The organism is Sinorhizobium sp. M4_45 (assembly GCF_002885915.1).
In the GTDB taxonomy this organism is placed as follows: Bacteria; Pseudomonadota; Alphaproteobacteria; order Rhizobiales; family Rhizobiaceae; genus Sinorhizobium; species Sinorhizobium meliloti_A.
Map to the genome: position 1 here is coordinate 170,605 of NZ_NWVE01000007.1, position 21,823 is coordinate 192,427.

The 21,823-nt window shown below is 64.0% G+C and carries 15 protein-coding genes; 7 read left to right on the forward strand and 8 right to left on the reverse strand.

Annotated features, from left to right (window positions below):
• Positions 1 to 59: 59 nt before the first annotated feature.
• The 5 genes from CN933_RS19935 to CN933_RS19955 form a co-directional block, all read right to left on the reverse strand.
• Complete coding sequence (locus CN933_RS19935) at positions 60 to 941, reverse strand: carbohydrate ABC transporter permease (protein WP_018096781.1); 882 nt, start codon at positions 939 to 941, stop codon at positions 60 to 62.
• Between the two features lies 1 nt (position 942).
• Positions 943 to 1,830, reverse strand: coding sequence for a carbohydrate ABC transporter permease (locus CN933_RS19940; RefSeq protein WP_102762211.1), 888 nt, complete (start codon positions 1,828 to 1,830; stop codon positions 943 to 945).
• 123 nt (positions 1,831 to 1,953) lie between these two features.
• Positions 1,954 to 3,489, reverse strand: coding sequence for a glycerol-3-phosphate dehydrogenase (gene glpD, locus CN933_RS19945; RefSeq protein WP_018096779.1), 1,536 nt, complete (start codon positions 3,487 to 3,489; stop codon positions 1,954 to 1,956).
• Positions 3,486 to 4,298, reverse strand: coding sequence for an HAD-IIB family hydrolase (locus tag CN933_RS19950; protein WP_018096778.1), 813 nt, complete (start codon positions 4,296 to 4,298; stop codon positions 3,486 to 3,488). Before CN933_RS19950 ends, glpD begins: the two co-directional genes overlap by 4 nt.
• A 4-nt stretch (positions 4,299 to 4,302) precedes the next feature.
• A complete protein-coding gene (locus CN933_RS19955; protein ID WP_018096777.1) occupies positions 4,303 to 5,658 on the reverse strand; it encodes a sn-glycerol-1-phosphate dehydrogenase in 1,356 nt (451 codons plus the stop codon).
• 112 nt (positions 5,659 to 5,770) lie between these two features.
• Between CN933_RS19955 and CN933_RS19960 the strand changes: the two genes are divergently transcribed.
• The 5 genes from CN933_RS19960 (at position 5,771) to CN933_RS19980 (ending at position 11,504) form a co-directional block, all read left to right on the forward strand.
• Positions 5,771 to 6,757 (forward strand): sugar-binding transcriptional regulator, encoded by a 987-nt coding sequence (locus CN933_RS19960; protein ID WP_018096776.1) that lies wholly within the window; start codon positions 5,771 to 5,773, stop codon positions 6,755 to 6,757.
• Positions 6,758 to 6,869: 112 nt separating this feature from the next.
• On the forward strand, positions 6,870 to 8,375 hold the full coding sequence (locus CN933_RS19965; protein ID WP_018096775.1) for a xylulokinase: 1,506 nt from the start codon (positions 6,870 to 6,872) through the stop codon (positions 8,373 to 8,375).
• Between the two features lie 141 nt (positions 8,376 to 8,516).
• On the forward strand, positions 8,517 to 9,503 hold the full coding sequence (locus tag CN933_RS19970; RefSeq protein WP_018096774.1) for an SPFH domain-containing protein: 987 nt from the start codon (positions 8,517 to 8,519) through the stop codon (positions 9,501 to 9,503).
• A gap of 9 nt (positions 9,504 to 9,512) precedes the next feature.
• Positions 9,513 to 9,968, forward strand: a complete 456-nt coding sequence (locus CN933_RS19975; RefSeq protein WP_018096773.1) for an NfeD family protein — start codon at positions 9,513 to 9,515, stop codon at positions 9,966 to 9,968.
• Between the two features lie 99 nt (positions 9,969 to 10,067).
• Positions 10,068 to 11,504, forward strand: a complete 1,437-nt coding sequence (locus CN933_RS19980) for an outer membrane beta-barrel protein (RefSeq protein WP_018096772.1) — start codon at positions 10,068 to 10,070, stop codon at positions 11,502 to 11,504.
• A 42-nt stretch (positions 11,505 to 11,546) separates the two neighbouring features.
• Here CN933_RS19980 and galU read toward each other — a convergent pair whose 3' ends face one another.
• Positions 11,547 to 12,434, reverse strand: coding sequence for a UTP--glucose-1-phosphate uridylyltransferase GalU (galU, locus tag CN933_RS19985; RefSeq protein ID WP_018096771.1), 888 nt, complete (start codon positions 12,432 to 12,434; stop codon positions 11,547 to 11,549).
• A 301-nt stretch (positions 12,435 to 12,735) separates the two neighbouring features.
• Here galU and CN933_RS19990 point away from each other — a divergent pair, with 301 nt between their 5' ends.
• Together CN933_RS19990 and CN933_RS19995 are read left to right on the forward strand one after the other, a co-directional pair.
• Entirely contained in the window at positions 12,736 to 13,953 is a 1,218-nt protein-coding gene (locus CN933_RS19990) for a lytic murein transglycosylase (RefSeq protein ID WP_018096770.1), read from the forward strand.
• Between the two features lie 104 nt (positions 13,954 to 14,057).
• Positions 14,058 to 15,320: an SGNH/GDSL hydrolase family protein gene (locus tag CN933_RS19995; RefSeq protein ID WP_018096769.1), complete on the forward strand. Its 1,263-nt coding sequence runs from the start codon at positions 14,058 to 14,060 to the stop codon at positions 15,318 to 15,320.
• 70 nt (positions 15,321 to 15,390) lie between these two features.
• Here CN933_RS19995 and CN933_RS20000 read toward each other — a convergent pair whose 3' ends face one another.
• Complete coding sequence (locus CN933_RS20000) at positions 15,391 to 16,848, reverse strand: glutamate synthase subunit beta (RefSeq protein WP_018096768.1); 1,458 nt, start codon at positions 16,846 to 16,848, stop codon at positions 15,391 to 15,393.
• A 97-nt stretch (positions 16,849 to 16,945) separates the two neighbouring features.
• Positions 16,946 to 21,670: a glutamate synthase large subunit gene (gene gltB / locus CN933_RS20005; RefSeq protein WP_026168791.1), complete on the reverse strand. Its 4,725-nt coding sequence runs from the start codon at positions 21,668 to 21,670 to the stop codon at positions 16,946 to 16,948.
• Between the last annotated feature and the right edge of the window lie 153 nt (positions 21,671 to 21,823).

Genomic DNA, 21,823 nt, shown 5'->3' on the forward strand with positions numbered 1-21,823 from the left:
CTCTATCGGCGCCGGAAATGGCCCCGATCTCTCCTGTTGTCGGCGCGAGCGCCGCATTCTCACTGCTTCAGCGACCCCATCGTCAGGCCACGGACGAGGTGGCGTTGAACGAGCAGGATCACGACGAAGGCGGGCACGATCGCCGCTGCCCCGAGGGCGGCCATGTTGCCCCAGGCCGTTCCGATCGATGTCACGAAGGTCGACGACACGACCGGCACGGTCTTCAGCCCGGTCTGCGTCAGGGTCAGGACGAAGAGAAACTCCGTCCACGAGAAGATGAAGCAAAGTACGGCGGTAGCGGCGATGCCGCCCTTGGCCATCGGCAGCACGATGCGTCGGAAGATCGTCCAGCGCGACGCGCCGTCGAGCAGCGCGCTCTCGTCGATCTCCGCCGGTATGTCGTCGAAGAAGCTCTTCAGAAGCAGTACCGCCAGCGGCAGGTTCATGAGACCGTGCACGAGGATAACACCCGTATAGGTATCGAGCAGGTTGAACTGCTTGAATATGAAGAACATCGGGATCGCCACCGCTACCGGCGGCATCATGCGGGTCGACAGCACCCAGTTGACGAATTCATGGCGGCCGCGGAAATGCATGCGCGACAGTGCATAGGAGGCAAGGGTCGCGACCACGATCGCCAGCACCGTCGAGCAGGATGCGACGACGATCGAATCCCAAAGGCGCGGCCCCATGTAGAAGTTGCCGCCACCCGGCGTCACGGCTTCCTGGCTGCCGAAGCCGAAACCCAGCGATATGCCGAAGACTTGCTCGAAATTCCTCACGGTCGGCTGGAAGCCGAAGAAAATCGGCGGCCAGTTGAAGATGTCCTTTGCGTCGCGGAAGGCGACCGATGTCCAGAAATAGATCGGGAAGAAGAAGGCTCCGACGACGAGCCAACCGGCAATGGTGCGCAGCGTGCGGGCGAAAGCGCTCTGATGCATGTTACCACCTCACCTTTGCAACGCGGATGAATGTGTTGGCAATGACCATGACGATGATCAGGCTCGTCAGACTCAGCGTGGCGCCGTAGCCCCACTTCAGGAACGAGAAGGTCTGCTGCCAGGCATAGAGACTGACCGTGTAGGTGGCGGTGCCTGGCCCGCCCGAGGTCATGACGAAGACGTAGTCGAACACGCGGAAGAGGTCGATGCCGCGCAGGAGCACCGCGACAGCGATGACGCGCGACATCATCGGCAGCGTCAGCCGGCGGAACATCTGCCAGGACGATGCGCCGTCGATCATCGCCGCCTCGTAAGGCTCCGCCGGCAGCGAGCGAAGCCCGGCCAGGAAGATCAGCACCATGAACGGCGTCCATTGCCAGACTTCCGCGATCAGAACCCCGATCAGCGCGAGCGAGGACGTGGCAAGCATCGGCGTCGCCTTGTCGAGCAGGCCGACGAGGCCCAGCAGATAGGAGAGCGCCCCGAACTGCGAATCCTCCATCAGGAGAAACATCATGCCGGCAATGGCGGGGGGGATGACCAGCGTCATCGAAAGCACCGCGCGCAGCATCCCGAAGCCCGGCAGTTCGGCGTCGAGGAGAAGCGCGATCGCCATGCCGAGGACGATTTCGATCGTCAGGGCCACGGCGAAATAGAGGAACGTGACACCAAGTGCACCCCAGAAGCGACTGTCGTTCCAAAGTTGAATCCAGTTGTCGACTCCGACGAACTTGAGTCCTCGGCTCTTCGGCACGAATTCGTGGAAGCTCAGCCAGACATTGTAGATGAACGGATAGATGGTGAAGACGGCGAGCAGCGCGATAAGCGGCAGGAGCCACGGCCACGGCGAATCCGAGATCGCGATGCGTTTTACCTGTGCAATCGACATTGCCTTCTCCTCCCACGGACGCCAGTCGCGGCGGTAACCCGCCCTGGTCCGTCCCCTCCGACAATTCGACGGTGCGGAACACCGTCGTCTCCTCTCGTGCGCCCGCCTTCCCCGGAAGCGGTCCTAGCCTGCCGCGCGCGCCGCCTCGCCGCAGCGGCGCCGTTCCTGCATGTATCTGTCGAGCGCCTCTATCTCCTCGCTCGTCATCCGCAGTCCCGACTTCGTGCGCCGCCAGACTGCGTCGGCAGCCGTTAGTGCAAACTCGCGCTCCATCAGGAAGATGATTTCCGCCTCGGTCATTGAGCCGCCGAAGTCGCGGCCGAGATGGGCGCGCTCCCGCGCCTTGCCGAGAATGCCGCGTGCCTCCAGTCCGTAATGACGCACCAGTCGGCGCGCCTCCCGCCAGGTGAGATAGGGATGCTCGGAGAGAATGGCTCTTGCGAGATCGTCGGCCGTTCCAACCGGAAAGGCGCCGCCTGGAAGCGGCTGCGCCGCCGTCCAGCCCCGCTGCCTGTTCCACTCGGGAAAGACCGTCGCGAGCTGTTCCAGGACATCCTCGGCCAGGCAGCGATAGGTGGTGATCTTGCCGCCGAAGATGGAGAGCATCGGCGCCTGCGCTTCCGGCCGATCGAGCTCCAGCACGTAATCGCGCGTCGTCTCCTGCGCGTTGGCTGCGCCGTCGTCGAACAGAGCGCGCACGCCGGAATAGGTCCAGACGACGTCGGCTGCGGAAAGATCGGCACGGAAATAGGACGATGCTGCGGTCAGCAGATAATCTATCTCCTCCGCCGACGCGGTGACCTCTTCGGGAGCGTGCCTGTAATCCCGATCGGTCGTGCCGATGAGGGTGAAGTCCTCCTCATAGGGAATAGCGAAGAAGATGCGGCCGTCCGGATTCTGAAAGATGTAGCAGCGGTCGTGCTCGTAGAGCTTCCTGATGACGATGTGACTGCCCTGAACCAGGCGTACGCGGCCCGCCGCACCGACGCCCGCGACCTCGGACACGATCTTGTCGGCCCAAGGGCCCGCGGCGTTGACGAGGGCGCGAGCCGTCGCTTCGCTCTTCAGGCCGGTCTCGGCATCTTCGAAAGTCAGCCTCCAGAGACCGCCTTCGCGGCGCGCGGCTACGCAGCGTGTACGCACCCTGATGTCGGCGCCTCTCATCGCCGCATCGCGCGCATTGAGTACGACGAGTCGGTTATCCTGCACCCAGCAGTCGGAATATTCGAACCCAACTGACGAGACGTCGCGCAGTGGCTCCCCTGCAGGGTGGTTCCTCAGCCGCACGGTCTGCGTTGCCGGCAGAAGCTTGCGCCCGCCCAGATGATCGTAGAGGAACAGGCCGAGCCGCAGCAGCCAGGCGGGACGCAATCCCTTGCGGTGCGGCAACACGAAGCGCAGCGGCCAGATGATATGCGGCGCGATTCCCCAGAGCCGCTCGCGCTCTTCCAGAGCATGGCGGACCAGTCGAAACTCGTAGTGTTCCAGGTAACGCAGGCCACCATGAATGAGCTTGGTGGAAGCCGAGGATGTGGCCGAACCGAGGTCGGATTGTTCGGTGAGCAGGACCCTCAGACCGCGGCCAGCCGCATCGCGGGCGACGCCTGCTCCGTTGATGCCGCCGCCGATAATGGCAATGTCGAAGGCCGCTCCCTTCATGCCGCGTCCCTCCCCGACCGGGCGTCGAGGATGTGGTTCGCAACCTCGACGAAGCCGTGACCTCCCTCGCGGGCCGCCACATAGGCCGGCTCCGCCTCGATGCGACCTTTGAAGGAGAGCACGTTCGCAACGCCACAGGCATTGGGGAAGAAGCCGAACATAGGCGCATCGTTCGGGCTGTCGCCGACGAAAACGATCGTCTCGCGCTCGCTGTCGATGTCGACGCCCAGAATGTCGGCGGCGAAGCGACGCGTCGTGGTCAGCTTGTCATAGGCGCCATACCAGCCGTTGACATGGATGGAAGAGATCTTGGCGACGGCACCCTCCTCCTCGAAGATGCGCTTGATCCGGTCCACCTCCGATGCCGGGAGCGCCGGCACGTCCTCGCAAAAATCGATGGCGAGATCGGCCTCTCGGTAGAGCTGATCGGCAGAGACCGCTGCGCCGCGCACTTCCGCGAGGATACGGGCGCTCACCTGGCTGAGCTTCTCGCGGTCGGCGGCACGCTGGGCTTCGGCGATAGCGAAGCGGCGGCGCATGCGATGCTCCGTCTGGTCATAGGCGAAATAGAAGGCGCCATTTTCGCCGACGACTCCCGCGACCGGCCACATGCGGGCGATCATGTCGCACCAGCCGGCCGGTCGCCCGGTAATCGGGGCAACGGCAACGCCCGCCTCGGCCAGGCGCTCGACGGCGTCGTAAGCGGCGGCCGGCAGCCGGCCTTCGTTGGTCAGTGTGTCGTCGATGTCGGCAAAGAGCACCTTGATCCGGGCGGCGACATCGATCGGCATCTCGGCAACCGCACGCATCGCCTCACGCCTCCCCGGCGGCGAAATCCTCGAGGATGCCCGCGTCGGCGGCGATATCGAGGAAGGTGTAACGGTTGCGCATCTCTCGGCAGTGCAGCACGGCCTCCCGGTAGGTATCGGCGGGCAGGCCGAGGTCGGCCGCCGTCATCGGGCCGCCGGCATCCCGTAGAAGTCTCTCCATCTCGGCCACCGGCAATGCGAAAGCCTCCAGCTCCCGGCGCAGCGTCGGCCAGAGTTCGGAGAGCTTTTCGTTGATCTCGCCGGCGGAAGCTGCATCGAAAATCTTCGGCTGGATTTCGGCGTAGCACTGGGCGGCGATGTCGTCGCCCATACGCCGGGCCATCTCGGAAGCGTCGATCTTCGTGGGACGGACGACCGGCGGCTTGTCGCTGTCGAGGAAGATGCGCTGCAGCCGCGCCATGGTCAGCGTTGCTACCCCCACCTGCTGGCCGTGCAGCGTGCCCGGATGATTTTCGCCGGCAAAGCAGTCGATATAGTGAGATATCTGATGCTCGCCCATCGAGCCGTGGTTCGACATTCCGGTGAAGGAGACGCCGAAGCCGCAAAGCGTCAGGACGCGATGAAGGTAGCCGTTGGCCTCGATGCGACCTTCGGCAATGCCCGCCGCACGTGCGTTCAACGCCCGCTCGTCGGCACCCTGGAGGATATAGGGTACGCTCGAATAGAGACTGCCCGTCAGCCGGTGGGACATCCACCAGTCGATTTGCGCGACAGAGCGCACGAGGCAATCGGCGAAACCGGCCGCCGAGAGATAGCGAGGCGCCGCGGCCGTGACCGCGAGATCGACGAAAAAGCCGGCCGGCGCATGCGAGGGAAGCGAGACCTTCAGGCCGTTTTCCAAGGTGATGGAGGCAGTCGTCGAAGTATAGCCGTTCATCGAGGCGGCCGTCGCGAACACGGCGTATCGGCGATTGGTGCGCCCGGTGACGAATTTGCAGAGATCGTTGATCGTGCCGGAACCCACCGCGATTACGGCATCCGCTCCGGAAAGCCTTTCGGTCAACGCGCCCACGGCACCCATATCCGCATGCGGATGGTCGAGAATGACCGCATCGACCGGACCGAGGCTCTTCAGCGCGGATGCGACGCGCCCGCCCATCGCATCCCAGGTGGCTGCGTCGGATACCACCGCATAGCGTTCGCCCAAGCCGAGGCTGGCGACGAGATCGGCCTCGGCTCCGTCCAGCGATTCCGCAATGGCGATCTTCTCGTAGGGAACGCTGGCCGGCCTACCCGTTTCGGGGTTGATCCAGTTCCCGGCAAGAATGTCGTCGATGAGGACCGCCCAGCCTCCTTCGGGCGCACATGCGGCGGTGTTCTGCTGGCTTGCCGTTTCCATACCCTCGTTCCGTGCTCTCAATCTCGTAGCATGTGACAACATGAATTGGCATATGTCAATACATATGCCAGAGATGATTGACAAATGCCATCAGGCTCTGCCAGATAGCGCCATGGCAAGGGAAAAGACTTCCGGCAGGACCGGCGAGGAAACCACGGCGGGGATACCCACCGAGTTCGATGATGCGGTGATGTGGGCCGCCTGGCTCTACTATGCCGACCAGATGACGCAGAGCGAGATCGCCAAGCAGCTCAACGTATCGCGAGCCACCATCGTCAATTACCTGCAGGAGGCACGCGAGCGCGGCATCGTCTCCGTGAACATCAACCCCAAGGCCGGCGGCCGCACCAGCGTCGCCCGCGCGCTGATGGAGAAGTTCGGCCTTCAAGGCGCCTTCGTCATCCCGAACGGTGACGAGGAGAGCCTGTCACAGCGGCTCGGCGAAGCCGGCGCGCGCGTGTTGGCCGACCAGATCGAGGACGGCGATACGATCGGCGTCGCCTGGGGGCGCACCGTACTCGCCGTCGCAGACCGCATTTCCCTGACGCGCCCTGTCGGAAATCTGACCGTGGTGCAGGTCTCCGGCAGTTCGACCGGCGAGCCTAACTTCTCGCCCGAACTCTGCACCTCCCTGCTTTCGAACCGCATCCACGCCCGCTGCGTCAACCTTCTGGCGCCTGCCGTTCTGTCGACGCGCGAGCTGAAGGCGGCGTTGCTCAACGAACCGGTGCTGAGGAAGCAGATGGATCTGGTGCATTCGACCAACCGCATTCTCTTCGGCGTCGGCGACATCGGCCCGAAGAGCACGGTGCGGGCCTCCGGCATCGCAAGCCGGGAGGAGATAGACGACTATGTCGCGCGCGGTGCCACGGCCGTGATTATCGGTCGCTTCATCGATGCGCATGGTGCCGCGATCGGCGGAGACCACGATGAAAGGATGGTCGGCATTTCGCTCGACGAGCTGAAGCAGGTGGCGAGCCGCATTTGCGTGGCCGGAGGCGCGGTCAAGATCGCCGCGATCACCGCCACGCTCGAAGCCGGCTACGCCACCCATTTCGTAACCGACATCGCCACGGGAGAGGCGTTGCTGGCGAAGTGATCAGGGCGACCCCGGTCGTCCGGTGCGGCTGATCTCGGCCGGGAGGAAGGGCCAACGCGTGTGGTGCGGTCTGAGGAGGGCCGCATAGTGCTGAGCCGTGGAGGAGGTGCGCATGCAGCTGGACGAACGCTATGTCATCGGCTTGGATTCATCGACCCAATCCGTCAAGGCCATCGCCTGGGCAGCGGACGGCACACCGCGGGCCGAGGGCCGCGCGCCGCACCGCATCTCGACGCCGCATCCGCTCAAGGCGGAGCAAGATGCCGAGGACTGGTGGTCCGCCGCCTGCCAGGCGCTGTCATCACTCATGCGCCAGATCGATCCGGCCCGGGTCGACGGTATTGCAATTTCGAACCAGCGCGAAACGATGGTCCTGCTCGGCCAGGACCGAAAGCCGCTCAGCCCGGCAACCCTCTGGCTCGACCGCCGCGCGCAGGACGTGGTTCAGCTGCTCGCGGAGGAATTCGGCGCCGAGCGGCTGCATGCGACCTCGGGCAAGCCGGTCGACACCATTCCCTGCGTGTATCGCCTTTTCTATTATCGGCAGTATGAGCCGGAAATGCTGGACCGCGCGACGCAGATCCTGAGCGTACATGATTACCTGACTCAGAAGCTGACTGGCGAGGCCGCTGCAAGCTGGACCAGCGGCGATCCCTTCGGGCTCCTCGATATCGAGACGAAGCAATGGTCCCGCGCGATTCTCGACCACCTCGGCATTCCGCTCACCAAGCTGCCGCCGCTTTACCGGCCCGGTACGCTGATCGGCCAGGTAACCGCGGATGCCGCGGCGGCGACGGGCCTTGCCGCGGGGGTGCCGGTCTATGCTGGCGGCGGCGACGGCCATTGCGCCGGCCTGGGAGTCAATGTGATCAAACCGGGCGTCGTCTACCTCAATCTCGGCACGGCCGTCGTCGGCGGTTGCTGGACCCCGACGCGCAAGCTCAGCCGCTACTGGCGCACCCTGGTTTCGCCGAGCGGCGAAGGCTATCTGCTCGAAAGCTGCCAGCGCGCAGGCGCCTATTTCGTCAACTGGCTGCTGGACACCTTCGCCGGAGGACGATCGGATCCCTCAATTTTCGCAAGGCTCGAAGCGGACGCGGCCAGCCTGAGTGTCGGCTCCGGTGGCGTCACCGTCTGCTCCTACCTCATGGGCTGCATGGACCCGCACTGGGACGCGGATGCCCGCGCAGCCTTCACCGGCATGGGTCCCGAGACGGGCATGGGCCATCTCTACCGTGCCTCGATGGAAGCCATTACCCTGGAATTCGTCCGGTCCCTGCGCGAGATGAGATCGATGGGCGTATTGGCCGACCGGATCTTCGTCATCGGCGGCGGCGCCGGCAGCCCGCTTTGGCGGCAGATGATCGCGGATGCCAGCGGGCTGCCTGTCATTCGCAGCCTTTCCAACGAGGCCTCCGCACTCGGCGCCGGGATGTCCGCTGCCGTCGGCGCCGGCTGGTACGGGCATTTCAGCGAGGCCGCCGACGCCATGTCGCGCCTCGCCGAACAGGTCGAACCGCGCCCAGCCACGGCCGAAGCATGGGCGGCGCTGTCCCGCCGGCAGGCAAACCTCTACCGCGCGATCCGCCACCTCGATCATGCCGACACCGGGACCTGACTTTGTCTTGACGACAGTTGGCCGTGCGGCATCGCAGAAACGCGCGGACTTTCCCGACACGCTTGAATTATCCCCGCGAATCGCCACCTGATCACTCGGGCGCGACTCCAAACGCTGGAGTTGCAAAAGGAAGGGGCTGTCATGGGCGGTATGGATATCGCAGTCGTCGCATTCGTCGTTGTCGTGATCCTCGTGCTCTTTGCCGGGATCAAGACGGTGCCGCAGGGCTACCGCTATACGGTCGAGCGTTTCGGCCGTTACACGAGGACGATGGAGCCGGGGCTTAATCTCATCGTCCCTTTCATCGATCGCATCGGTTCCAAGCTGAGCGTGATGGAGCAGGTGCTCGACGTTCCGACGCAGGAGGTCATCACCAAGGACAATGCGAGCGTGTCGGCGGATGCGGTCGCCTTCTATCAGGTCCTGAACGCCGCACAGGCGGCCTATCAGGTCGCCAATCTGGAAAACGCGCTCCTCAACCTGACGATGACCAACATCCGCTCCGTCATGGGCTCGATGGATCTGGACGAACTCCTGTCGAACCGCGACACGATCAACGATCGATTGCTCCACGTCGTGGACGAGGCCGCCAATCCCTGGGGCATCAAGATCACCCGCATCGAGATCAAGGACATCGCGCCGCCGAAAGACCTGGTCGACGCCATGGCCCGGCAGATGAAGGCGGAACGCGAGAAGCGCGCACAGGTGCTCGAAGCGGAGGGCTCCAGAAATGCGCAGATCCTGCGTGCCGAAGGCGCGAAGCAATCGGCGATCCTCCAGGCCGAAGGACAGCGCGAGGCCGCCTACCGCGAGGCCGAGGCGCGCGAGCGCCTGGCCGAGGCGGAGGCCAAGGCAACCCGGATGGTCTCCGAGGCGATCGCAGCCGGCGACGTGCAGGCGATCAACTATTTCGTCGCGCAGAAATATACCGAGGCCCTTGCCGCGATCGGAACGGCGAGCAACCAGAAGATCGTCCTGATGCCGATGGAGGCCTCGTCGCTCATCGGCTCGCTCGGTGGCATAGGCGCGATCGCGAAGGAGGTCTTCGGTGAAGGCACCGCGTCCTCCCCGCGCCAGCGCCAGTCCACGCCCCGAACCGGTCCTTCCGTTCCATCGGAAACGCCCTGAGGATCGCCCATGATCATGCGCATCATCCTCGAACTCGGCCCCTGGAGCTGGTGGGTCCTAGGCCTCCTGCTGCTGGCGGCGGAGCTGATCCTGCCCGGCGTCTTCCTTGTGTGGATCGCGCTTGCCGCGCTCGTCACCGGGGCCCTCTCGCTCTTCTTCTGGGAGGCGCCGTTCTGGAGTTGGCAGGTGCAGTTCGTCGCCTTCGCTTTGCTCTCGGTCGCTTCCGTCCTTATCGGGCGGCGCTTCGTCTCCTCTTCCGCCGAGAGCGACGAGCCTCTGCTCAACAGGCGCGGCGAAAGCCTCGTCGGACGGACGGCAGTGCTCGAGCAGCCGATCAAGGAGGGCCGCGGGCGCGTGCGGCTCGACGATACGACATGGTCCGTCGAGGGCCCCGACCTTCCGGTCGGCACACGCGTGCGCATCGTCGCCAGCAGCGGCCGCCACCTGACGGTCGAGCAGATCTGAACACATCCGCGTTCGGAAACTGCGGTAGAGAAACGATTGGTTAACCACGCACCTTTACGATTGCGAAACGATTGCAATCAAATTGCGGACAGACGGCGCATGGTGCCCAATATTTCACGCTCGATGATGGCGGGCGCCTTGCGTGTGAAGCCGCCGGCATGGCTGCTGGCGGGTTGCGCTTTCCTCGCCTGTGCGCCAGCGAGTGCGCAAAGCCTCGGCGATCCATCCCCGGCGGGCGTCTCCGTCGCCGCCCCAGCGGACCAGCCGCTTCCGGTCATCATCGATCCGCAGGAGACCGGCGCCCTTGCCGGCACCGACCTCTCGCCGGCCCTGGACGAGGACTTCAACCGCCTGAACCGGCGCGAGGAGACGATCGACGGGCTGCGCAGGCGGATCGATCCCGATGACGGCCAGGCGCCCGGCATTCGCATCGGCACCTTCGTTCTGAAGCCGGCGCTCAGCGAGACCTTCAACCACGAACGGCAGAAGAACGGCGACAGCAGCCAAAGCCGGGGCTTCATGGAGACCGGGCTCAAGGGTTCGCTCACCTCCGACTGGTCCCGCCATCAGCTCAGCGTGACCGGCGAAGGCGTGATCCAGGACAACATATCCGGTGAGGGCCAGGAGGAGCCGCGCGCCGACATCGACGCGGAACTGCGCCTCGACCTCGGCGCGGAGACCATTGCAAGGCTGAGGACAGGCTACAGTTTCGAACGCGAAGATGCGAACGACCCGAATGCCATCGCCAATGCAGACAGCCAATCCGGCGTCCATAGCTATCGCCTGGGCGCCGCGGTCGAGCGCGACCTCGGTCTCATTCGCGGCTCGCTCGGCGTTGATTTCGAGCGCCGCACCTATGGCGATGTCGAGCTCGACAATGGGACGACGCTCTCGCAAGAGGATCGCGACCGCAATCTCGGCACCCTCACCGGGCGGATCGGCTACGAGCTTTCGCCGGCGCTCATCCCCTTCCTCGAGGCCTCCGTCGGCAAATCGATCTATGATCTGCGTCGGGATACGTTCGGCTTCGAGCGTTCCTATCAGAGCTATGCCGGCCGCGCCGGCATGGAGGTCGATCTCGGCGAAAAACTCAACGGTGAACTGGCGCTCGGTTACGAGACCTTCCGCTTCGACGATGAACGGCTCGGCGACCTCAACGGGTTCTCGCTCGACGGCCGCGTCAACTGGTCACCGCACCGCGGCACCGACGTCCTTTTCGGCGTGCTGACCTATGTCGATCCGTCGACCACTCCGGGCGAGGCGGGATCGATCAATTACGAGCTGACGAACGTGGTCACGCATCAGTTGCGTTCGAGCCTCGTCGGCCGGCTTTCGAACAGTCTCACCCTGCGCGATTTTCCTTCGGATGCCACCGCCTCCGACGAGACGACCTGGCGAACCGGCGCCGGGCTCACCTGGGACATGAGCCGCTATCTCGCGCTCACCGGAGACGTGAGCTACGAGCGCACGGATAGAGACGAGGGTAGCTCGACCGATACCACGCGGATTGGCCTCGGCCTGACGCTCCGGCGCTGATCGGGACGGCCGCGCTCGCGGCCTCCCCGGCTACGTGCGAGCTTACTTCAGACCCTGCAGGAGCGTCTTGAGCGGCCCTTCCACGATGGGGCGGATATCGCCGCGCTCGAGAGCGAAGGCGACGTTCGCCAGGATGAAGCCGTCCTTGGCGCCGCAATCATACGTATCGCCGCGGAAGCGATAGGCGGCGAAGGCCTGAGCTTCGGCGAGCTTCACCATGCCGTCGGTCAGTTGGATCTCGTTGCCGGCGCCGCGTTCCTGCTTTTCCAGGATCGGGAAAATCTCCGGCTGCAGGATGTAGCGCCCATTGATGAAGAAGTTCGACGGAGCCGTCCCCTTGGCCGGCTTCTCGACCATCTTGGTGATCCGGAACCCGTCGCCGACCGTCTCGCCCACTCCGACGATTCCGTATTTATGCGCCTGGTCGGGCGCGCATTCCTCGACCGCGACGACGTTGCCGCCCGACTCTTCGTAGAGCTCGACCATGCCCTTGAGGCAGCCCTTCTCGCCCTTCATGATCATGTCGGGCAGGAGCAGCGCGAAGGGCTCGTTGCCGACGAGATCGCGGGCGCACCAGACGGCATGGCCGAGGCCCAGCGGTGCCTGCTGACGGGTGAAGCTCGTGGTACCGGCCTTCGGCAGCATGGCTTCGAGGAGCTCGATCTCCGCCTTCTTGTTGCGCTCGCGCAGCGTCTGGTCCAATTCGACCTGGATGTCGAAATAGTCCTCGATGACCGCCTTGCTGCGGCCGGTCACGAAAATCAGATGCTCGATGCCGGCTTCGAGCGCCTCATCGACGACATATTGGATGACCGGCTTGTCCACCACCGTCAGCATCTCCTTCGGAACCGCCTTGGTCGCGGGAAGGAAACGGGTCCCGAGACCTGCAACGGGGAAAACGGCTTTGCGGACTTTGCGCTTGTCGTGCATTGGCACCTCCTTGCAGTGCATCTCAGTCTAGCCTGAAACAGGAAAATTGAATTGGATTTAGTCGCCGATTGCCAATTTTTTACGAAGGAAGACGACTCGGTTTTTTCATGGTAAAGACTTTGTTGACTTCGTTTCTGTAGGCTTCTCCCTCGATCGGGTACGGCTTGCGCCGTCCGGTCCCTAGAAGAACCGCATACTGCCCTTTCCAGTGGCCTGGTGCGGGCAAATTGCGAACCTCGGAGTAGTCGGTTCGGCATGAACGCCGGCTGAACGCTCCACCGAGAAACGGAACCGACAGCAGATGATGAAAAACCGCAGGACGTTCTTCCGACATATCGCCGCCGCTCTCGTTGTTGCCGCCGCTTTTGGGTCGTCGCCCGCGCGTGCGGATCAGGGTTTTCAAAACTGGATCAATAACTTCTATGCAACGGCTGCCAAGAGCGGCATCAGCCAGGCGACCTATCGCAAGGCCTTCGCCGGCGTGAAGACGCCTGATCCGGCCGTGCTGGAGAAGGCCGCTTATCAGCCCGAATTCAAGCACAAGATCTGGGAGTATGTCGACGCGCGTGTCAATCCGTACACCAAGCGGATAGGACAGGAAATGGCGGCGAAGCATGCCCGCACGCTCAATGCCCTCGAACGGCACTACGGCGTCGACAAATCCATCCTGCTCGCCATCTGGTCGATGGAATCGAACTACGGCGCGATTCTCCAGAAAGACGACCGGCTGCACTACGTGCCGCGGGCGCTGGCAACCCTTGCCTATGCCGACTCAAGGCGGTCCAAATTCGCGAAGACCCAGCTCATCGCGGCACTGAAGATCCTGCAGAGCGGCGACATCACCCCGCGGGAGTTGACGGGTTCCTGGGCGGGCGCCATGGGACACACCCAGTTCATTCCGACGAGCTACCTGCTCTATGCGGTCGATGCCGACGGCGACGGCCATCGGGATATCTGGCACTCAGTGCCGGATGCGCTCGCAACGGCTGCCAATCTCTTGCGGAAGAACGGCTGGCGTCCCGGCGAAACATGGGGTTACGAGGTCGTCCCGCCGGCCAATGCGGCGAAATATTCGGGCCAGACCAAGACGCTCGGCCAGTGGGCGGCCCTCGGCTTCGCCCGCCCGGGCGGCAAGGGCTTCAGCAATCCGAAGATGCGGGCCGAACTGAAGCTGCCCGGCGGCGGCAACGGCCCCGGATTCTTGATGACCAAGAACTTCTTCGTCATCAAGCGCTATAACGCCTCGGATTCCTACGCGCTCGGGGTCGGGCTTCTTGCGGATCAGATCGCAGGATATGCCGGCATGCAGCAACGCTGGCCGCGTCCGGACGGTTCGCTCGACATCAGCGAAAAATTCGAGCTGCAGAACCGGTTGAAGGAACTCGGTTATTACGACGGCGAAGTCGACGGCAATTTCGGCTCGGGCTCGAAAGCAGCAATCCAGGCGTTCCAGACCCAGAACGGCCTGGCCCCGGACGGGGAGCCGACACAGCGTCTGTTGCGCGCCCTGCGCCGGTGAAACGCACCCGCAGCTTTCTCTCATCACGGCGATTCCCGATCAAACGGTGCCAATCGCCGTGATCTGGCGTATGGTTGCGGGAATGTCTGCCATTCGACGGTGAAATGATCATGCTGACGATCCGATACCGCGGGAAGGGACTGTTTTCGCGTTTGCTTCGGCTGGCTCCCGTCTTGCTCGGCGCTGCGGCGATGGTCGCCGCCGGTTTCTTTGCCACTGTGGCCGAGGCCCAGGAGCGGGTGCCACGACGCAACGTGCTGCAAAGGCTCTTCGGCGTCTTCACGCCGCAAAGGCGCGTCTATTACGAGGATCAATACGATTTTCGGCGCCAGCCGCGGCCGCAGCGCATCCAGAAGCGCCGAGCGCAACCATCGGAGCCACGGCAGTCGCGCCCGAGCCGCGCCAAGCCGCGGCCCGCCGCGGCGCCGCCGCCCGCGCCGGTCGTCGTGGAGAAATCTCCGGACGCCAAGAAGGTCCTGGTGGTCGGAGACTTCGTTGCCGGCAGCCTTGGCGACGGTCTGAAGGTCGCGTTCGAAACCACGCCCGGTATCGTGATCGAGACGCGCGCCAACGGGTCCTCGGGTATCGTCCGCGACGACTATTTCGACTGGCCCAAGGCGCTGCCCGACGCCATCGCGGAACTCAAGCCCGCCGTCATCGTCGTGAGCCTCGGCGCCAATGATCGCCAGATGATGCGGATCGGCGACGTGCAGGAGAAGTTCCGGACCGACGCCTGGACGGAAGAATACCGCAAGCGCGTCAACGCACTGGCGACGCTTGCGCGCAAGGACAATCTTCCGGTTCTCTGGGTCGGAATGCCGCCCTTCCAATCGACGTCCATGACCGCCGACATGGTGACGTTCAACGGAATCTACCGCGAAGAGGTGGAGAAGGTCGGCGGCCAGTTCATCGACATCTGGGACGGCTTCGTCGATGAAGGGGGAAAGTTCGTCCTGACCGGCTCCGACATCAACGGGCAGCAGGTCCGCCTCAGGGGTTCTGACGGCATCAACCTGACGAAGGCCGGCAAGCGCAAACTGGCCTTCTATGTTGAAAAGGACATTCGCAAGCTATTGGGCGAAGCGGCAGCGTCCACGGACGTTCCGGGTGCGGAAGGCCTGAAGGACCTGGTCGTCAGCAAGCCGCTTGCCAACGAAGATATCATCAAGACGCAGCCGATCAGCCTCATCGATCCCGAACTCGATGGAGCGACCGCCCTTCTCGGCGGCGACACGCCCCTCAAGAGCACCGGCAAGAGCCCGCGCGACCGGCTCATCGAAAAGGGCGAGGTGGTCGTCGCCCCAGCCGGACGTATCGACGATTTCCGGCTGACGAAGCAGGGGCCGCCGGGCAGTTCTACGCGTTGATGGAAACGCGGGGCTCCGGGAACACCGCCTTCGCCCCTCATCCGCCTGCCGGGCCCGGCGAGGACTGGCCCTACCGCGGCAGCACCGTCGAGCCCATCAGCGCCTCGTCGATCGCGCGCGCTGCCTGCCGGCCTTCGCGGATAGCCCATACGACGAGCGACTGGCCGCGGCGAATGTCGCCCGCCGCCCACAATTTGTCGACCGAAGTCCTGTAGTCGCGCTCGTTGGCCACGACATTGGTCGAACCGCGGCGGTCGGTGTTGACCGTCAGCTTGTCGCCGAGATCCTTGAGGACGCTGTCTGCGAAGGGCCCGCGGAAACCGATGGCGATGAAGGCGAGATCGGCCTTGATGATGAACTCGGTACCGGCGATCGGCTTGCGGCGCTCGTCGACCTGACAGCATTTGACGCCGGTGAGATTGCCGTCCTCGTCGCCGACAAATTCGAGCGTCGCAACCTGGAACTCGCGAACCGCACCCTCGGCCTGGCTGGAGGAGGTGCGCATCTTCGTCGCCCAGAAGGGCCAGACCGCAAGCTTGTCTTCCTTCTCGGGCGGTTGCGGACGAATATCGAGCTGTGTCACCTTGACGGCGCCCTGGCGGAAGGCGGTCCCGACACAGTCGGATGCCGTGTCGCCGCCGCCGACGACGACGACATGCTTGCCGCCGGCGAGGATCGGCTCGGACGGCCAGCCCACGCTATCGATGTTCTCGCGGCCGACGCGACGGTTCTGCTGTACCAGATACGGCATGGCATCGTGCACGCCGACGAACTCCACGCCGGGGATGCCGGCGTCGCGCGGCGTCTCGGAGCCGCCGCAATAGAGCACGGCGTCGTTTTCATCGACGAGCTTTTGCACCGCGACATCGACACCGACATTGACGCCGCAATGGAAGGTCACGCCCTCGCCCCGCATCTGCTCGACACGACGGTCGATGAAGTTCTTCTCCATCTTGAAATCGGGAATGCCGTAGCGCAGCAGCCCGCCGGGCTTGGACTCGCGTTCGTAGACATGCACCTCGTGGCCGGCGCGCGCCAGTTGCTGGGCAGCCGCCATGCCGGCAGGCCCGGAGCCGATGACCGCGACCTTCTTGCCGGTCTTGGTCACGGCCGGCTGCGGCACGATATAGCCCATCTCATAGGCCTTGTCGGCAATCGCCTGCTCGACCGTCTTGATCGCCACCGGCACGTCTTCGAGGTTCAGCGTGCAGGCTTCCTCGCAGGGCGCCGGGCAGACGCGGCCGGTAAATTCCGGGAAGTTGTTGGTCGAGTGCAGGTTGCGGATCGCCTCGTCCCAATTGCCGTTATAAACGAGGTCGTTCCAGTCCGGGATCTGGTTGTGCACCGGGCACCCCGTCGGCCCGTGACAATAGGGAATGCCGCAGTCCATGCAGCGAGCGGACTGCTTCTGCACTTCCTGATCGGACATCGGAATGGTGAATTCGCGGAAATGGCGGATGCGGTCGGATGCCGGCTGGTACTTCGCCACCTGCCGGTCGATCTCCAAAAACCCAGTAACCTTGCCCATCTTATGATCCTGACATCTTCAATCTCAACAGGCGCGCTCGAGCGCGCGTGATGGCCCCTGACCCGGGCGGGCCGGGAGCCGTATTCACGAGGGCCGGTTACTCGGCCGCTTCAGCCATCTTCATGCGCTCCATGTCCTCGAGCGCGCGGCGGTACTCTACCGGCATCACCTTGCGGAACTTCGGCCGGTAATCCGCCCAGCGATCGAGGATCTCCTTGGCGCGGACCGAACCCGTATAGTGCAGGTGGTTCGAGATGAGCTGGTAGAGGCGCTCTTCGTCGTGGCGCGTCATGTCGCCCGAGACGTCCACCATGCCCTTGTGCATGAGGTCGCCGCCGTGGTGATGCAGCTTCTCCAGCATGTCGTCCTCCTCCGGAACCGGCTGCAGTTCGACCATCGCCATGTTACAGCGCCGGGCGAAGTCGCCCTCCTCGTCGAGCACGTAAGCGACACCGCCCGACATGCCGGCCGCGAAGTTGCGGCCCGTGCCGCCGAGAACGACGACGACGCCGCCGGTCATGTATTCGCAGCCGTGATCGCCGACGCCTTCCACGACCGCGATCGCACCGGAATTGCGCACGGCAAAGCGTTCACCGGCGACGCCGTTGAAGTAGCACTCTCCGGAAATCGCGCCGTAAAGCACGGTGTTGCCGACGATGATCGACTGGTGCGGCACGATCCGAGCGTTCTCCGGCGGCCGGACGATGATGCGCCCGCCCGAGAGGCCCTTGCCGACATAGTCGTTGCCGTCTCCCACGAGATCGAAGGTGATGCCGCGGGCGAGGAACGCGCCGAAGGACTGCCCAGCCGTGCCCTTGAGGGTCACGTGGATCGTATCGTCCTTCAGCCCCTTGTGGCCCCAGCGCTTGGCAAGCGCGCCCGAAAGCATCGCGCCGGCCGAACGGTCGACGTTCCTGATCCCGGCTTCGAAGGCGACCGGCACCTTGGTCTCGAGCGCGAGCTTCGCCTTCTCGATCAGCCTGCGGTCGAGAATGTCGTCGATCGGATGGTTCTGGCGCTCCGTCCAATAGGTCGCTTCCTTCGGAGCCTCCACCTTGTGGAAGATCTTCGAGAAGTCGAGGCCCCTCGCCTTCCAGTGCTCGATCATCCGGTCGCGGTCGAGCAGATCCGAGGCTCCGATGATGTCGTCGAGCTTTCTGGCACCAAGCGATGCGAGGATCTCGCGCACTTCCTCCGCAACGAAGAAGAAGTAGTTGACGACATGCTCCGGCGTCCCCTTGAAGCGCTTCCGGAGCACCGGATCCTGGGTGGCGACGCCGACAGGACAGGTGTTCAGGTGACACTTGCGCATCATGATGCAGCCGGCGGCGATCAGCGGCGCGGTCGCGAAGCCGAATTCGTCGGCGCCGAGCAGCGCTCCGATGACGACGTCACGGCCGGTCTTCAGGCCGCCATCGACCTGCAGCGCGATGCGGGAGCGCAGACCGTTGAGCACCAGCGTCTGCTGCGTTTCGGCAAGGCCGATCTCCCACGGACTACCCGCATGCTTCAGCGAGGTCAGCGGCGAAGCACCGGTGCCCCCGTCGAAGCCGGCAATGGTGATGTGATCGGCGCGTGCCTTGGCAACGCCGGCCGCAACGGTGCCGACACCCACTTCCGATACCAGCTTGACCGAGACATCGGCTTCCGGGTTGACGTTCTTCAGATCGTAGATCAGCTGCGCCAGATCCTCGATCGAATAGATGTCATGATGCGGCGGCGGCGAGATCAGGCCGACACCCGGTGTCGAATGCCGCGTCTTGGCGACGGTCGCATCTACCTTGTGACCCGGCAGCTGGCCGCCTTCGCCGGGCTTTGCGCCCTGCGCCACCTTGATCTGCAGAACGTCGGCATTGACCAGATATTCGGTGGTGACGCCGAAGCGGCCGGAGGCGATCTGCTTGATCGCCGACCGCTCGGGGTTCGCAGAGCCGTCCGGCAGCGGCAGGTAGCGATCGCTCTCCTCGCCGCCTTCGCCGGTGTTGGACTTGCCGCCGATCCGGTTCATCGCGACCGCGAGCGTGGTATGCGCCTCGCGGCTGATCGAGCCGAAGGACATGGCGCCGGTCGAGAAGCGCTTGACGATCTCCGCAGCCGGCTCGACCTCTTCGATCGGGATCGGCTTGCGGCCGGCCGCCTCGGCCCCCTTTATCGTGAAGAGCCCACGGATCGTGTTCATGCGGCTCGCCGACTCGTTCATCGTCGCCGAGAATTCGCGATAGCGGTCCTCGGCATTGCCGCGCACGGCATGCTGCAGCGAGGCGATGGCGTCCGGCGTCCAGGCATGGCTTTCGCCGCGCATCCGGAAGGCATATTCGCCGCCGATGTCGAGCGTATTGGCGAGCACCGGATCGCTTCCGAAGGCCGCCTTGTGACGCGCCACGGTTTCGGCAGCGATCTCCTCGAGGCCGATGCCTTCGATCGTCGTCGCAGTACCGAAGAAGTACTTGCCGACCAGCGCGGACGAAAGGCCGACGGCGTCGAATATCTGCGCGCCGCAATAGGACTGGTAGGTGGAAATGCCCATTTTGGACATGACCTTGAGGATGCCTTTGCCGACCGCCTTGATGTAGCGGTAGACGACTTCCTTCTCGTCGACTTCCTTCGGAAACTCGCCGCGCTTGTGCATGTCGACGAGCGTGTCGAAGGCGAGATAGGGATTGATCGCTTCCGCGCCATAGCCGGCGAGCAGGCAGAAATGATGAATTTCGCGCGGTTCGCCCGACTCGACGACGAGGCCGACCGACGTGCGCAGACCCTTGCGGATCAGGTGGTGATGAACGGCCGCGGTTGCGAGCAGCGCCGGAATCGCCACGCGATCGGGACCGATCTGCCGGTCGGAAAGCACGATGATGTTGTAGCCGCCCTTGACTGCCGCTTCCGCCCTTTCGCAGAGACGATCGAGCATTTCCAGCATGCCTTCGGCACCGCGCGAAATGTCATAGGTGAAGTCGAGCGTCTTCGTGTCGAAGCGGTCTTCGGTGTGGCCGATCGAGCGGATCTTCTCGAGGTCGCCATTGGTCAGGATCGGCTGGCGGACTTCCAGCCGCTTCGCATGCGCCATGCCCTCGTGGTCGAGGATGTTCGGGCGCGGACCGATGAAGGAGACGAGGCTCATCACCAGTTCCTCGCGGATCGGATCGATCGGCGGGTTGGTGACCTGCGCGAAGTTCTGCTTGAAATAGGTGTAGAGCAGCTTCGGCTTGTCGGACATCGCCGAGATCGGCGTGTCTGTGCCCATGGATCCGATCGCCTCCTGACCGGTCGTCGCCATCGGCGACATCAGGAGCTTCGTGTCCTCATGGGTGTAACCGAAGGCCTGCTGGCGGTCGATCAGCGACACGTCGCGCCGCAGCGCCCGCGGCTCGACCGGCTTCAGTTCTTCGAGGATCAGCTGGGTGTTGTCGAGCCATTGGCGATAGGGATGCTTGCCGGCGAGCGACGACTTCACCTCCTCGTCGGAGATGATGCGCCCCTCTTCCATGTCGATCAGCAGCATCTTGCCGGGCTGCAGCCGCCATTTCTTGACGATCTTGTCTTCGGCGACCGGCAGCACGCCGGCCTCCGACGCCATGATGACGCGGTCGTCGCTGGTGACGATGTAGCGCGCCGGACGCAGGCCGTTGCGGTCGAGCGTGGCGCCGATCTGGCGGCCGTCGGTGAAGGCGACCGCCGCCGGTCCGTCCCACGGCTCCATCAGCGCCGCATGATATTCGTAGAAGGCCTTGCGCTCAGGCGACATGAGCTGGTTGCCGGCCCAGGCCTCGGGGATCAGCATCATGACGGCATGCGAAAGCGAATAACCGCCGCGCACGAGGAATTCGAGCGCATTGTCGAAACAGGCCGTGTCCGACTGCCCTTCATAGGAGATCGGCCAGAGCTTGGAAATGTCGTCGCCGAAGAGCGGCGAGGAAACGGAAGCCTGCCGTGCGGCCATCCAGTTGACGTTGCCGCGCAGCGTGTTGATCTCGCCGTTATGCGCAACCATCCGATAGGGATGCGCGAGCTTCCAGGACGGGAAGGTGTTGGTCGAGAAGCGCTGGTGCACGAGTGCGACGGCCGACTGGAAGCGCTCGTCGGCGAGGTCCTTGTAATAGGCACCCACCTGGTAGGCGAGGAACATGCCCTTGTAGACGATGGTGGTGGTCGACAGCGACACGATATAGAAGCCGAGATCGCCACCATCGGCTTCCGCATAGATGCGGTTGGAGATCACCTTGCGAAGCGTGAACAGCCGCCGTTCGAATTCATCGCTGCTCGCGGCCTCCCGGCCAGCGCCGATGAACACCTGGACATGGTGCGGCTCGGTCGCGGCGATGTCGGGCGCCTTGGAGAGAGACGAATTATCGACCGGCACGTCGCGGAAGCCGAGCATTATCTGCCCTTCCTCGGCCACGACTTCGCTGATCACCTCCTTGAAATGGGCAATGAGCTTCTCATCGCGCGGCATGAAGAGATAGCCGACCGCATATTCGCCGGCCCTCGGCAGGGTGACGCCCTGTTTCGCCATCTCCTCGCGGAAGAAGCGGTCGGGGATCTGGACCAGAATGCCCGCGCCGTCGCCCATCAGCGGGTCGGCACCGACCGCTCCGCGATGGGTCAGGTTTTCGAGCATGAAGAGGCCGTCGCGCACGATCTGATGCGACTTCTCGCCCTTGAGATGGGCTACGAAGCCGACGCCGCAGGCGTCATGTTCGTTTCGTGGATCGTACAGCCCCTGTTTTCGCGGCAGGCCGGAGGGGAATGCGGGCGTTTTCACAGCCGTCGCAGCGTCTTGTGCGAGGTTGAGCCCAATCTGTCGTGATGGCGAATGATCCGTCATCTTTTCCCTCCTGTTGAACCCGGGAATTCCGGGCATAACGCGGCCCGCACGCAGTTGCCGCATGGTGCTTTTCGCACGGCGGCAAGCCGGGCTTTATCGTCGCATGATCCTGATCAGGTCGCAAATGAAGCGCGGCCGCGTCAGGCACCGATG

Bases quoted from the DNA above. Each gene is read 5' to 3' on its own strand.
- CN933_RS19975 (WP_018096773.1), top strand. From the start codon at position 9,513: ATGATCATGCGCATCATCCTCGAACTCGGCCCCTGGAGCTGGTGGGTC.
- CN933_RS19995 (WP_018096769.1), top strand. From the start codon at position 14,058: ATGATCATGCTGACGATCCGATACCGCGGGAAGGGACTGTTTTCGCGT.
- CN933_RS19990 (WP_018096770.1), top strand. From the start codon at position 12,736: ATGATGAAAAACCGCAGGACGTTCTTCCGACATATCGCCGCCGCTCTC.
- CN933_RS19960 (WP_018096776.1), top strand. From the start codon at position 5,771: ATGGCAAGGGAAAAGACTTCCGGCAGGACCGGCGAGGAAACCACGGCG.
- CN933_RS19940 (WP_102762211.1), bottom strand. From the start codon at position 1,830: ATGTCGATTGCACAGGTAAAACGCATCGCGATCTCGGATTCGCCGTGG.
- CN933_RS19935 (WP_018096781.1), bottom strand. From the start codon at position 941: ATGCATCAGAGCGCTTTCGCCCGCACGCTGCGCACCATTGCCGGTTGG.
- glpD (WP_018096779.1), bottom strand. From the start codon at position 3,489: ATGAAGGGAGCGGCCTTCGACATTGCCATTATCGGCGGCGGCATCAAC.
- CN933_RS19980 (WP_018096772.1), top strand. From the start codon at position 10,068: ATGGTGCCCAATATTTCACGCTCGATGATGGCGGGCGCCTTGCGTGTG.
- CN933_RS19950 (WP_018096778.1), bottom strand. From the start codon at position 4,298: ATGCGTGCGGTTGCCGAGATGCCGATCGATGTCGCCGCCCGGATCAAG.
- CN933_RS19955 (WP_018096777.1), bottom strand. From the start codon at position 5,658: ATGGAAACGGCAAGCCAGCAGAACACCGCCGCATGTGCGCCCGAAGGA.
- CN933_RS20000 (WP_018096768.1), bottom strand. From the start codon at position 16,848: ATGGGCAAGGTTACTGGGTTTTTGGAGATCGACCGGCAGGTGGCGAAG.
- CN933_RS19970 (WP_018096774.1), top strand. From the start codon at position 8,517: ATGGGCGGTATGGATATCGCAGTCGTCGCATTCGTCGTTGTCGTGATC.
- CN933_RS19965 (WP_018096775.1), top strand. From the start codon at position 6,870: ATGCAGCTGGACGAACGCTATGTCATCGGCTTGGATTCATCGACCCAA.
- galU (WP_018096771.1), bottom strand. From the start codon at position 12,434: ATGCACGACAAGCGCAAAGTCCGCAAAGCCGTTTTCCCCGTTGCAGGT.
- gltB (WP_026168791.1), bottom strand. From the start codon at position 21,670: ATGACGGATCATTCGCCATCACGACAGATTGGGCTCAACCTCGCACAA.